A 12,001-nucleotide genomic window follows, 5' to 3' on the forward strand; every position below is an offset into this window, starting at 1 on the left:
GCCAGCGCGAACTGGCGCAGTGGCAGCGCGAGCTTGACCGGAAGATCAAGGAGATCAACGACAGCAGCGTGTTGGCCGAAGACATTCCTGGATTGAAAGTGCACATCTGCTCGCTGGTGGCCCCCGATTCACCGGCCGGCAGGCCCTGGACCCCGGTGTACATCCATTCCAAGTTGATGATCGTCGACGACGTCTTCACCACCCAGGGCTCGGCCAATCTCAACACCCGCAGCATGCAGGTCGACAGTGAGCTGAACATTGCCCATGAGTGGGCGAGTGTGACGCAGGCGCTGCGTCGGCGGTTGTGGGATATGCATACGGGTGGGTTGGGGGTGCAGGATGATGCGAGGAAGGCTTTCAACGCTTGGCAAGACATCATCAACGAAAACAAAGATCGTCAGACGGACAAGACTAACGGGGTGCCCTACGCCCCCCTCGTTGAATTCCATTATGACAAACGCACTTTGAAGAATCTCGATTGATGCGCCGTCTCCTTCTGCTGTCTTGCCTGCTGCTGGCTGCTTGCGATAGCCGCAGCACCTTCACTTATATGAAAAAGGACCCTCATGTGATACCACTCACCGAGATCAAGGCTAAGTTGGCTTTTACTTGTGCCCACGAGCAAATAGCCGCGCCTACGGCCGAAGCTGATGTGGTCTTTCAGTACGCTCGTTGGCTTCAGAAAAACAATGTTCTCAAGCGCGAGAAAAGCGTCAATGTCGAGATCGAGCGCTTGTACCGCATCGCCGCAGAGAATGGGCACTTTAAAGCCAATATCAACCTGCAAAATGGGGCGATGCGTGGGCACTTCACGTTGCGTGGTCTGGAACATCTGCGCTTGAGTCAACAACTGATCGATCAGGGGGTGGCGACGGGGTACTACTTAATCGGGATCATGTTGGAACAGGGTTCGGCCGGGTTGCAGCAAGACTCAGATATGGCCTTACGTTATTACCGCAAGGCCGCCGACAAGGGTAGTGCCCAGGCTCAGTTCGATATCGCTGAGAAGTTGGCGCCGAGTGATATTGCACCCGATATCGCTCGCAAGATGCGCCGCTGTGCTGCAGAGCAGGGTCATGGTAGGGCGGCTAATGCCTTGGGAATCAACCTCAAAAATAAAAGTGACTTCCAAGAGGCACTAACAGTATTCCAGTTAGGTGTCGCGGCTGGCGACAGCGGCTCAGCCTCCTTTCTGGAGAATGGATTTCGAGGTCCCAAACCGGATAATCGCCTGTATTACCTCGGTCAAACGGAAGACCTCGAACGCGCCGAGCGATACGAGAAAATTGGCAACTTACTTTCGGGCTACTCCTACGCCAACCCCAGCGTCCCCGAAATCAACGAAATCATCCCGCTACCCCCCGCCAAGCTCCCCGCCTGGGACGGCAAACTGCAATGGGTCGAAGCGCGCCTGGCCAACATCCCCCCCGAAAAACCCAGCCCAGAATTGATCGAGCAACTGACCAAGGCCATGGTCCTCGACCCGGCCACCGGTAAACCCATGCCAGGTTCTCCGGCATTCAAGGATGCACGCTTCCACGGGGTGACCTGCCGCAGCGGTTCGGTTTGCCCGGAGAGCGGCTACTGGAAGATCGATTCGTACAACTATCACTTCTACACGGTGAAGAAATACCCCGATGATCGTTATGTCAAAAAGGGCGAGGCCATGCCCTACGTGGAGGGCGCCCACTACCGCGCACGCATCTGGCCACTCTCCGCCACGCTGGTGCCCACGGAGGTCGGGCTGAGATGGCAGTTGCTTGGATGATGGATGGCAAGCTGTTGAATCGCCAACAACGACCATGCAGGAACAACCGGGCGACGTTCCGTTGCCTGCGATAATGGTGTTTCAGGCGATGTCCCTGGCAGACGTGCCGGCCTCATCCCGAGCAGACTCGGTCCCACAGGAATTTGTGGTGAATCACAGAATCTGCGGTCACCGCAAACCTTGTAGGAGCGAGCCTGCTCGCGATGGCAGTGTGTCAGGCAATGCACCGGTTGGACGTGCCGGCCTCATCCCGAGCAGCCTCGGTCCCACAGGAATTGTGGTGAATCACAGAATCTGCGGTCACCGCAAACCTTGTAGGAGCGAGCCTGCTCGCGATGGCAGTGTGTCAGGCGATGCACCGGTTGGACGTGCCGGCCTCTTCCCGAGCAGGCTCGGTCCCACAGGAATTTGTGGTGAATCACAGAATCTGCGGTCACCGCAAACCTTGTAGGAGCGAGCCTGCTCGCGATGGCAGTGTGTCAGGCAATGCACAGGTTGGACGTGCCGGCCTCATCCCGAGCAGGCTCGGTCCCACAAGGAATTTGTGGCTGATCACAAGCTCTGCATCCACCGCAAACATTGTGGGCGCTGGCTTGCCAGCGATAGCATCATCTCGGATTACCTGCCAAACCAAGGTGTCTGCATCGCTGGCAAGCCAGCTCCTACAGGTCAGTCACATGATTTACCTGTTCAACTGCCTCAATGAACAATCTGCGCCAGAAACGCCTTGGCCCGTGCGCTTTGCGGGGTGTTGAAGAAGGTTTCGGGCGGGGCGTCTTCGATGATGCGGCCGCCGTCGAGGAACAGCACGCGTTCGGCCACTTGCCGGGCGAAGCCCATTTCGTGGGTGACGCAGAGCATGGTCATGCCGCTGCCGGCAAGCTTGACCATCACGTCCAGCACTTCGCTGACCATCTCCGGATCGAGGGCCGAGGTCGGTTCGTCGAACAGCATGATCTTCGGCTCCATGCACAGCGCCCGGGCAATCGCCACCCGCTGTTGCTGGCCGCCGGAGAGCTGGCTGGGGTACTTGCCGGCCTGGCTGGCAATGCCGACTTTCTGCAGGAAGTGCTCGGCCAGTTCCTCGGCCTTCTTGCGGCTCAGGCCACGGACCGAGATCGGTGCCAGGGTGCAGTTGTCGAGCACGCTCATGTGCGGGAACAGGTTGAAGTGCTGGAACACCATGCCGATTTCGCTGCGTACCTTGGCCGCTTCGCGGGTGGTGTGGGCAAGGTCGGTACCGTTGACCAGGATCCGGCCCTTCTCGGCGATTTCCAGCTGGTTGATGCAGCGGATCAGTGTCGACTTGCCGGAGCCGGAGGGGCCGCAGAGGACAATGCGCTCGCCTTCGCGCACTTTCAGGTCGACGTCGTGCAGCACATGGAAAGCGCCATAAAACTTGTTCAGGCCGGCGATATCGACCACCACCTTGCGGTTGTCGGCACGGGTGTGAGGCGCGGCATCTTTAACGGCAGAGAGAGCAGACATGTGAATCTCCGACAATCAGTGGAAGCGCTCGGCGCTGTAAGGAGTTGGGTCGGTAAAGGGCGCGGCGCCGGTCATCAGTTCCGCCAGCAGGCGCCCGGTCACTGGACCCAGGGTCAGGCCGTGGTGGGCATGCCCGAAGTTGAACCACAGGCCCTTGTGCCGGGGCGCCGGGCCGATCACCGGGCACATGTCCGGCAGGCATGGGCGACGACCCAGCCACGGTTCGGCGTTAAGGCGTTCGCCGAGCGGGAAGAAGGCGCTGGCCAACTCTTCGCAACGGCGCAGCTGGATTTCGTTGATCGGATCTTCACTGTCGGCGAACTCGATGCCGGTGGTCAGGCGAATCCCGCCGACCATCGGCGCCAGCACGTAGCCGCCCACCGGATCCAGCAGCGGCTGCTGCAGGCAGGCGCCGGGCAGGGCGGCGTAATGCATGTGATAGCCGCGCTTGATCGCCAGCGGAATTTTGTAGCCCAGCGGTTCGAACACGCCGCGCGCCTGCGGGCCAAGGGCGACCACCGCTTCATTGGCAACCACCAGGCCCTGTTCGCTGAGCACTTCCCATTTGCCGACGCGCTGCTGCAGGGTCAGGGCATCGCCAATCACGAACACCCCGCCCCGGGCGACGAACAGGTCGGCATAACCGCGGGTCAGGCCACCGGGATCGCTGACGGTCTTGGGGTCCAGCCAGTGAATGCCACCGACCACGTCGGGGTGCAGGCCAGGCTGTTTGGCGTGCATCTGCGTGCGGTCCAGTACTCGGTAATTGAGGGCAAAGTCCTTGAGGGCCGCGGCATCCTGCTGGGCCTTGGCGAAGGCGGCGGGTGAACTGTAGGCCTCGATCCAGCCACTGGTCTGGATCAGGTGCTGCATGCCGGCTGGCTCCGAGAGTTGATCGTGTTCACTGACGCAGCGCTCCACCAGCGGCAACATCGCCCGGGTCGCGGCAGCCAGGCCCTTGGCCCCGGAGTGACGCCAGTATTGCAGCAGCCACGGGCCGGCCTTGGGCAGGTGCTTGAGGCTGTAGCGCACGTCGGATTGCTGGTTGCCGGCGTAGCGCAGCAGGCTCGACAGCTGACGCGGGAAGGCATAAGGAATCACGCTGGCGCGCTCGATCAGCCCGGCGTTGCCATGGCTGGTGCCGTTGCCCGGCTGTTGCTGGTCGATCAGCACGACCTTGCGGCCACGGGCCTGCAGGTGCAGCGCGGTGCTGACGCCGACAATCCCGGCGCCTAGAACGATGGTGTCGCAATGCATGGGTAGATCCTTGATACAGGGGGCGGCCACGGCAGCCCGAGTCAATTCGCATTACTGCAGGTGGCGGCCGAGGCGGCCTTCGAGCGCCTTGAGGCTGCGTCGCACCACTTCGACGATGATCAGGTAGAGCACCGCGGCCCACAGGTAGATCTGGAAATCGAAGCTGCGGGAGAACGCCAGCTTGGTCACGCCCATCAGGTCGTAGATGGTCACCAGCGAGGCAATCGCACTGGCCTTGATCATCAGGATCAGTTCATTGCCCAGCGGCCCGATGGCCACCAGCAGCGACTGCGGCAGGATGATTTTGCGAAAGCTGGTCCAGCGCGACAGGCTCAGGGCTTTCGAGGCTTCACGCTGACCCTGGGCGATCGACAGGATGGCGCCACGCAGGATCTCTGCCTGATAGGCCGCGGTGTTCAAGGTGAACGCCAGCAGGGTGCAGAACCAGGCATCGCGGAAGAACCACCACAGACCGACGTCCTGCCAGAAGCCCTTGAACGAGCCGAGCCCGTAATACAGCATGAACAGTTGCGCCAGCAGCGGCGAGCCTCGGAAGAAGTACACGTAGACACTGGTGAAACGATTGAGAAAACGGTTGCTCGACAAGCGTCCCAGGGCCAGCAGCAAGCCGAGCAGGGCGCCGAGGGTGAAGGAGATCGCCACCAGTTTGGCGGTCACCAGCAGGCCGTCGATAAAGCGCGGGCCGTAGCGTTCCAGCAAGTCGGGGCTGAGGAACATCTGCTGCAATTCCATCAGGCTCATGTCCGCGCGCTCCGTTGATGGCGGCTGAAGTATTGCTCCAGGTACTGGAACAGGCGACCGGACAGCGCCGAGAAAAACAGATAGCCGAAGCAGGCCACGGTGTAGAACAGCATCGGCTCCTTGGTCACGCTGACCGCCAGGTTGGTCTGGCGCATCAGGTCGACCAGGGAAATGGTCGACACCAGCGAGGTGTCCTTGAGCAGCGACAGCCAGTTATTCGACAGGCCGGGCAGGGCGATGCGCACCAGTTGCGGCAGCACCACCTTGGTGAAGGTAGTCCAGCGCGACAGGCCCAGGGCCGCAGCGGCTTCGAACTGGCCCTTGGGCACGGTCTTGAAGGCGCCGAGCCAGATCTGGCTGGAGAACGCGGCGAACACCAGGCTGAAGGCGATCATCGCGGCCACGAATGGGTTGATCGCCACTTCGGCCTCGTAGCCCATCGCGGCGAGGAGTTTCTGCGCGCCGATCTGGCAGCCGTAGTAGATGATCAGCAGCGTCAGCAATTCCGGCAGGCCACGGAACACGGTGGCGAACACCGTGCTCATGGCCCGCGGCCAACGCCGTTTCGAGCGGGCGGCCAGCGCCAGGCCGAGGCCCAGGGGCAGGCCGATGGGCAGGCAGCTCAGGGCCAGGACGATGGTCACCAGCGCGCCGGCGAGCAGGGCCGAGCCCCAACCGCCGCTGGCGAAAGACAGTAATGATAGATGTTCGAACATGCTCGAACCCTCTGCAGAAATTAAGCACGCACGCGGCACCGCGCCCGCCGGGGCAGGGTGCAATTGGTCGGCATTGGATGCCCCTCAGGCAGGCCCGAGGGGCGGGGAATCAGTAGATATCGAAGTCGAAATAACGGCTGGAAATCTGCTTGTAGGTGCCATCGGCGACGATTTCATCCAGCGCCTTGTTGAAGCGCTCGCGCAGGGCGTCGTCGCCCTTGCGCACGGCGATCGAGGCGTCGGCGGTGGTGCCGTTGACGTCGCCGAGGAGCTTGCAGCAGTCCTTGCCGGCAGTGCCGAGCCAGGCCAGCAGCGGGAATTTGTCGGCAATCACGCCGTCGACGCGACCGGCGGCCAGATCACTGTTGGCCTCGTCCAGGGTCGGGTAGAACTTCACGTCGGCACCGGCCGGCGCGTAGTGATCTTCGGCGTAGATGGCCTGGGTCGACGACGCCTGGGCGCCCACGGTCAGGCCCTTGAATTTAGTCTGCGCGTCAGTGATCGGCGAGTCCTTGGGCACCGCCACCGACAGCGGGGTGCGGTAGTAGTGCTGGGTGAAATCGATCTTCTGCTTGCGTTCGTCGGTGGCGATCATCGACGCCACCACCGCATCGTATTTCTTCGCCATCAGCGCCGGGATAATGCCTTCCCAGTCCTGGGCGACGATGCTGCACTCGACCTTCATGCGCTCGCACAGCGCGTTGGCGATGTCGACATCGAAACCGTGCAGCTTGTTGTCCGAGTCCACGTAGTTGAACGGCGGGTAAGCGCCTTCGGTGGCGATCTTCAGTACTTCAGCCTGCGCGCTGCTGGCCGCAGCCAGGACCATTGCACATGCACCGGCAAAGCGAATGACGTGTTTCATCCAGCACCTCGTTTTATTGTTTTGAGCTTGGTGACGATGTGTATCCAACGAACTCGTTGTGCAGCGCCGCGATGGCCTCCAGACGCTTTTCGACGGCAGCGGGCATTTGCTTGCAGACGTCGTTGACCAGCAGGTGGACCAGCGACAGCATCGCTGCGGTCGATTCCCAGAACAGATTGAATTCGGTGGGCACGCGGAACACCTCGTCGGCGTTCTGCTCGGCCCAGTCGCAGAAGGTGTCGGTGACCAGGGTCACCGCGATCCCGGCTTCGCGGGCCTTGCGGCACAGGGTCAGGGCGTGGCGCGAATAACGCCGGGCTTCGAATACCACCAGGGCGCTGTCTTCGGGAACGCTGAGCAGCACTTCGGCGTAATGCCCGGCGGCGCCGTCGACCCAGTGCACGTCATCGCGCAGGTACTGCAACAGGTGGACCATGGAGGCGGCGATGCCGCGCTCGGTCTGGAAGCCGGCGACGAACACTTTGCGCCGAGTCGCCAGGCGCTGGCTGACGGCGTGCCAGGCCGGGGTCAGGCTGTATTCGTAGACCTTGACCAGCGCCGCCACTTCCAGCTCGAAACTGCGCGGCAGGCCTTGCGGGCCCTCACTGGCTTGCTGGCGGAATTCCAGCAGGCGGTCGCCGACCAGCCACGGGCCGTCGCCGAGGTCGGCCTTGAGGTCGTTCTTCAAATCCTTGAAATGGCTATAACCGATGGAACGGCAGAAGCGCCCGACGCTGGATTCGCTGACATTCAATTTGGCGGCGATATCGGCAGCGGTCTGGAACGGCAGTTCATAGAGATTGGCCAACATATAGCTGGCAATCGCCCGGCCCGACGCGGCGGCGGTGGACAGGCTACTTTCAAGGCGTTGTTTGATAGGCTGGCTCAAGGCTGTTTCCTGTTGTTATTCAGCGCTTGGGGCAGAAAATGGATGTTTTCTGTCATAAAGTCAACATTTGACAGATAACTGTCACGGCTGGATAGTTGCTTGCACCGCCTCATACTCATAAAAACAATTCGATTGGAGCCTCAGCATGTCCCAACCCACTGCCGCCCCGGCGGAAATGGCCGCCATCTCGTTCGCCGACCTGACGCTGTTGCTGCAACAGATTTTCGAACGCCACGGCACCTCGAGCGAGGTGGCCAAGGTGCTGGCCTACAACTGCGCCAGTGCCCAGCGCGACGGCTCCCACAGCCATGGCGTGTTCCGGATTGCCGGCTACCTGTCGTCGCTGGCCAGCGGCTGGGTCAACGGCCAGGCCGTGCCCAAGGTTGAAGACGCGGCGTCGGGCTTCGTGCGGGTCGACGCTGGCGGCGGTTTCGCCCAGCCGGCCCTGGCGGCGGCCCGCAACCTGCTGGTCGAGAAAGCCCGCAGCGCCGGGATCGCAGTGTTGGCGATTCGTAACTCGCACCACTTCGCCGCACTGTGGCCGGACGTCGAACCCTTTGCCGATGAAGGCCTGGTGGCCTTGAGCGTGGTCAACAGCATGACCTGCGTGGTGCCCCACGGCGCGCAACGGCCGCTGTTCGGCACCAACCCGATCGCCTTCGCCGCGCCGCGTGCCGGCGGTGATCCAATCGTCTTCGACCTGGCCACCAGCGCCATTGCCCATGGCGATGTGCAGATTGCCGCGCGCAAGGGTGAGTTGTTGCCCGAGGGCATGGGCGTCGACAGCCAGGGCCAGCCGACCCGCGACCCGAAAGCCATCCTCGGCGGTGGCGCGCTGTTGCCGTTTGGCGGACACAAGGGCTCGGCGTTGTCGATGATGGTCGAGTTGCTGGCGGCAGCGCTGACCGGCGGCAACTTCTCTTTCGAGTTCGACTGGTCCAAGCATCCTGGCGCACAAACGCCGTGGACCGGCCAGCTGATTATCGTCATCGATCCGAGCAAGGCCGGTGGCGCCGGGTTCGCCAGCCGCAGCGAAGAGCTGGTGCGGCACATGCGCGAAGTCGGGCTGCAACGCATGCCCGGCGACCGACGCTTTCAGGAACGAGCCACCTCGTTGGCGCGAGGCATCGCCCTGCCGGCCGCCGAGTTGGCACGCTTGCGTGAATTGGCCGGCTGAGGCGGGCGCCTTTAGAGCAGATTCCAGGTGACGCCGACGTACGCCGCCATGCCTTCGCCTGGCGTCGAACGGGCGGCGTCCAGGCCCTTGTCGTCGTAGCCCGGTGTGACGGTGGCGGCGTAGTGTTTGTCGGTCAGGTTGCGCAGATCGAGCCAGGTCTGCCAGTCGCCCTTGGGTGCATTCCAGCCGAGGGTCGCACCGAATAGCGCATAAGGATCGGCGTAATAGCTGTTGGCGTAATCCACCGCGACCTTTGACACCAGTTGCGTGTTGAGCGCAGCGAAGAAACCCTGCGGCCAGTCGTAGCGCAATTCCCCCTGGTAGTAGTGCATCGGCAGGCCCGGTAGGCGGTTGTCGCCGAAACGCTCGTCGTCGCGGTAGTGGAAATCGCTGAAGGTGTAGCTCTGGCGCAGGCTCAGCTTGCCGCCATCCGCCGCCGCCCACAGGGCACTCTGCAGACTGGCTTCCACGCCCTGGTGCACGGTGGGGCTGGCGTTCAGTTCATAGGGCGTGACGGCACTGGCGTCCGGCAGCACCGAGAGCAGTTCATGGCGCACCTGGGCGTAGTACCAGGCCAGGCTCCATTGACCCAGCGCCGCGTCGCCACGACCGCCGAGTTCGAGGGTGGTCGCGGTCTGGTTCTGCAACTCGATGGGCACCCGCTGGGTGCCGGTGGCCGGGCCGCTGCCCGCTGGAAAACGCTGGTTGGCGCTGTAGATCAGCGACCACGGATGAGGCGCCTCGACCGAACGGCTGAGATTGCCGAACACTTGCACCTCGGGCGTCAGCTGGTAGCGCAGGCCGATGCGCGGCGCGTAGTCCCAGTCACTCATGCTGGTCTTGCCGCCGCCGTCCGGGTAGGTCACTGCGCTTTCACGGCGGGTGTAGATCGCGGCGAGGCCGGTGGTCAGCCACAGGTCGTCGGCAATCTCCAGGTCATTGCTGGCATGCAGCACGTTGTCTGAACCCTGGTAGGTGAAATTGCGCATGGGGGTGCCTGGCGCGTAGCCAGCGGTGTTGCCGCCGGGAATGCGCACCCGCTCACTGGCACCGGCGTTCGGCAGGTGCTTGGTGCTGCGCAGGCCCAGGGTACTGTGGCTTTCCAGGCCCCACAGGGTATCGCGACGCTTGTAGTCGAAGGTGCCGCTGACATCGGTGTAGGCGACCTTCAGGCGGTTCGGGCCTTCGCGCAGGTCCATCGGATAGTCGTGATAGACCAGGCCGGCCTGCACGCTGGAATCGTCGTCGATGTAGTAGGTGGTCTTGTTGCCGATAAAGGTGCTGCCGGGCTGTTTGCGGCTGTCGTCCCGGGTCACGTAGGCCGGGTTGGCAGCCCGTGGATCGTGCTCGATGGAATGCTTGGTCACCCGTCCGGCGAGGTCGTTATCGGTTTCGCGGTAGCGCATGTAGAAGCGCGTTTCCAGCTGCGGGTTGAAGCGATAACCGACGTTGGCGATCAACCCCTGGCTCTCGCTGGCGGTGTGATCCTGATAGCCATCGGCAATGGCGTCGGTCAGCGCCACGTAGTAATCGAGATCACCCAATACCTGCCCGGAACTGACCTGGCGCTGCACATAGCCGTGACTGCCCATGGCATAGCGCACCTGCAACTTCGGCGCGTTGTAGCCGGTGTGGCTGACATAATCGATGGCGCCGCCGAGGGCCAGCGCGCCGCGATCAAAGCCGTTGGCGCCGCGCAGCACTTCCAGGTGATCCAGCCACAACGGCTCCAACAGCTCATAAGGCGTACCGCCCGGTCCGGTCAGCGGCAGGCCGTCGAGCATCGCGTAGATCCCCGAGGCATGGGCCCCCGGCGCGCGGTTGATGCCCGAGCCGCGAATCGAAATCTTCACCCCTTCATTGCCCGCCGACTGCGCGTAAATCCCCGGCTGATAGGCCAGCACATCCTGATTGCTCGCCACCCGACCCTGCAGCGGCTGGCGCATGTCCACCAGATTGCTGCCCCCCGGCACCTGCGCCAACCGCGCCTCGGCCTCGGCCACGCTCTGGTCGGCACCCTCGAGCCCCGGCGCATCAATCAACACCTGCCCCAACTCCAGCCCCTCGGCATGCGCCAGGGCCGGACAGGCGAGGGCCAGCCCGAGGAGTGCGGTGGGCAGGGATTTGGGTGAGGGCATGGGGGGAGCTCCGGACGGATGAAAACGGGGAATGAACAGTGCGACGTTTGAAAGGACGAGGGGAACACATGGGGATTTTGGATTTTTTGCATGGAAGTGGTTTTGCTGGTTGGCGGGTTTGGGCGGGGCGCATTGCAGCGGGTTTTGGGCGGATCGCCAAGGGGGGAATTGTGGCTTGAAGTGTGGGCTGCAGTGTCTTTCGTCAGGTCCTACAGAACAGCGCTTAGATATACAGATGCTTCCTACGCTCAACACAGAATCATCTGATTCCATCCGTTATCGCCTTCGTGAAAGCCTTCCAGCGCTTGAACGAGGGTAGGAAAAGTTCTCCTTGCGCCCTTGAACAAGCACCGATCCGTGCCCTGAACTCCACGGATTCCCTGCCTGATTCTTCGCAAAACAAGGAGCGACACTCAACATGGCCAGTTGGCTTTCTTTCTTTTTCGGCCTTCCCGATGTGCCCAAGAGGGCGCCCACCGATCGGCCAAAACCGCGAATCCTGCCCATCCGCGACAACGGCCTCAACCCCAAGCTGCCCGACACACCCAAGCTGCCCGCGCTGAAAAACTGGAGTCACCCGTTCAAGGACAGCCGTGACACGCTGCAGCAACTGACCCACATGGCCAAGGCCGCCGCCGGTTACTACCCGCTCGGGCGCAACGGCATGTTCCATGGCGGCGTGCATTTCGACGGCGGCACCGCCGGCACCCTGGATCAGTCCAGCGTGCATTGTCTGGCGGACGGTGAGGTGGTGGCCTACCGCGTCGACAGCCGCTCGCCGACCACCCGCTATTTCGTCGAGGGCATCACCGTCGACGTGCCTTTCTCGCGCAATTTCGTGCTGGTGCGCCACCACCTGCAGGCGCCGCACATCACCGGCAGCCCGGACGTACCGCCGAGCCTGACCTTCTACAGCTTGTATTTGCACCTGCAGGATTGGG

10 protein-coding genes and 1 pseudogene are annotated in these 12,001 nt (G+C 62.5%); 4 read left to right on the top strand and 7 right to left on the bottom strand.

Features of this window, described 5'->3' with window-relative positions; all coding sequences use genetic code 11:
- Both ACZYR5_RS29410 and ACZYR5_RS29415 read left to right on the top strand, forming a co-directional pair.
- Positions 1–482, top strand: a 482-nt coding sequence (locus ACZYR5_RS29410; RefSeq protein ID WP_489092892.1) for a phospholipase D-like domain-containing protein, incomplete at its 5' end; no start/stop codon positions are given.
- Positions 482–1,768 (top strand): SEL1-like repeat protein, encoded by a 1,287-nt coding sequence (locus tag ACZYR5_RS29415; protein WP_489092893.1) that lies wholly within the window; start codon positions 482–484, stop codon positions 1,766–1,768. The genes ACZYR5_RS29410 and ACZYR5_RS29415, both read left to right, overlap by 1 nt.
- Before the next feature lie 699 nt (positions 1,769–2,467).
- On the opposite strand, the gene ACZYR5_RS29420 is transcribed toward ACZYR5_RS29415, so the two are convergent.
- The 6 genes from ACZYR5_RS29420 to ACZYR5_RS29445 all read right to left on the bottom strand — a co-directional run bounded on the left by ACZYR5_RS29420 (position 2,468) and on the right by ACZYR5_RS29445 (position 7,745).
- Positions 2,468–3,193, bottom strand: a complete 726-nt coding sequence (locus ACZYR5_RS29420) for an amino acid ABC transporter ATP-binding protein (RefSeq protein WP_489092901.1) — start codon at positions 3,191–3,193, stop codon at positions 2,468–2,470.
- A gap of 78 nt (positions 3,194–3,271) precedes the next feature.
- On the bottom strand, positions 3,272–4,513 hold the full coding sequence (locus tag ACZYR5_RS29425) for an NAD(P)/FAD-dependent oxidoreductase (protein WP_489092894.1): 1,242 nt from the start codon (positions 4,511–4,513) through the stop codon (positions 3,272–3,274).
- A gap of 51 nt (positions 4,514–4,564) precedes the next feature.
- Positions 4,565–5,275, bottom strand: a complete 711-nt coding sequence (locus ACZYR5_RS29430; RefSeq protein ID WP_489092895.1) for an ABC transporter permease — start codon at positions 5,273–5,275, stop codon at positions 4,565–4,567.
- The gene (locus tag ACZYR5_RS29435; RefSeq protein ID WP_489092896.1) at positions 5,272–5,991 is read right to left on the bottom strand and encodes an ABC transporter permease; all 720 of its coding nucleotides are present in this window, start codon (positions 5,989–5,991) and stop codon (positions 5,272–5,274) included. The genes ACZYR5_RS29430 and ACZYR5_RS29435 overlap by 4 nt, the downstream gene beginning before the upstream one ends.
- Before the next feature lie 109 nt (positions 5,992–6,100).
- Positions 6,101–6,856, bottom strand: a complete 756-nt coding sequence (locus ACZYR5_RS29440) for a transporter substrate-binding domain-containing protein (RefSeq protein WP_489092897.1) — start codon at positions 6,854–6,856, stop codon at positions 6,101–6,103.
- Positions 6,857–6,869: 13 nt separating this feature from the next.
- On the bottom strand, positions 6,870–7,745 hold the full coding sequence (locus tag ACZYR5_RS29445) for a MurR/RpiR family transcriptional regulator (RefSeq protein WP_489092898.1): 876 nt from the start codon (positions 7,743–7,745) through the stop codon (positions 6,870–6,872).
- Between the two features lie 145 nt (positions 7,746–7,890).
- Between ACZYR5_RS29445 and ACZYR5_RS29450 the strand changes: the two genes are divergently transcribed.
- On the top strand, positions 7,891–8,922 hold the full coding sequence (locus tag ACZYR5_RS29450) for an Ldh family oxidoreductase (RefSeq protein ID WP_489092899.1): 1,032 nt from the start codon (positions 7,891–7,893) through the stop codon (positions 8,920–8,922).
- 11 nt (positions 8,923–8,933) lie between these two features.
- Here the strand turns inward: ACZYR5_RS29450 and ACZYR5_RS29455 are convergent, their stop codons facing one another.
- Positions 8,934–11,060: a TonB-dependent receptor family protein gene (locus ACZYR5_RS29455; RefSeq protein ID WP_489092900.1), complete on the bottom strand. Its 2,127-nt coding sequence runs from the start codon at positions 11,058–11,060 to the stop codon at positions 8,934–8,936.
- A gap of 418 nt (positions 11,061–11,478) precedes the next feature.
- On the opposite strand from ACZYR5_RS29455, the pseudogene ACZYR5_RS29460 reads away from it, so the two are divergent.
- Positions 11,479–12,001, top strand: a pseudogene (locus ACZYR5_RS29460) (hypothetical protein); the annotation flags it as partial.

Source organism: Pseudomonas sp. F007 (genome assembly GCF_057814275.1).

What these genes read in the sequence shown, in the direction of transcription:
- ACZYR5_RS29415 (WP_489092893.1), top strand. Translation starts at nt 482, where the DNA reads ATGCGCCGTCTCCTTCTGCTGTCTTGCCTGCTGCTGGCTGCTTGCGAT.
- ACZYR5_RS29440 (WP_489092897.1), bottom strand. Translation starts at nt 6,856, where the DNA reads ATGAAACACGTCATTCGCTTTGCCGGTGCATGTGCAATGGTCCTGGCT.
- ACZYR5_RS29450 (WP_489092899.1), top strand. Translation starts at nt 7,891, where the DNA reads ATGTCCCAACCCACTGCCGCCCCGGCGGAAATGGCCGCCATCTCGTTC.
- ACZYR5_RS29425 (WP_489092894.1), bottom strand. Translation starts at nt 4,513, where the DNA reads ATGCATTGCGACACCATCGTTCTAGGCGCCGGGATTGTCGGCGTCAGC.
- ACZYR5_RS29430 (WP_489092895.1), bottom strand. Translation starts at nt 5,275, where the DNA reads ATGAGCCTGATGGAATTGCAGCAGATGTTCCTCAGCCCCGACTTGCTG.
- ACZYR5_RS29435 (WP_489092896.1), bottom strand. Translation starts at nt 5,991, where the DNA reads ATGTTCGAACATCTATCATTACTGTCTTTCGCCAGCGGCGGTTGGGGC.
- ACZYR5_RS29455 (WP_489092900.1), bottom strand. Translation starts at nt 11,060, where the DNA reads ATGCCCTCACCCAAATCCCTGCCCACCGCACTCCTCGGGCTGGCCCTC.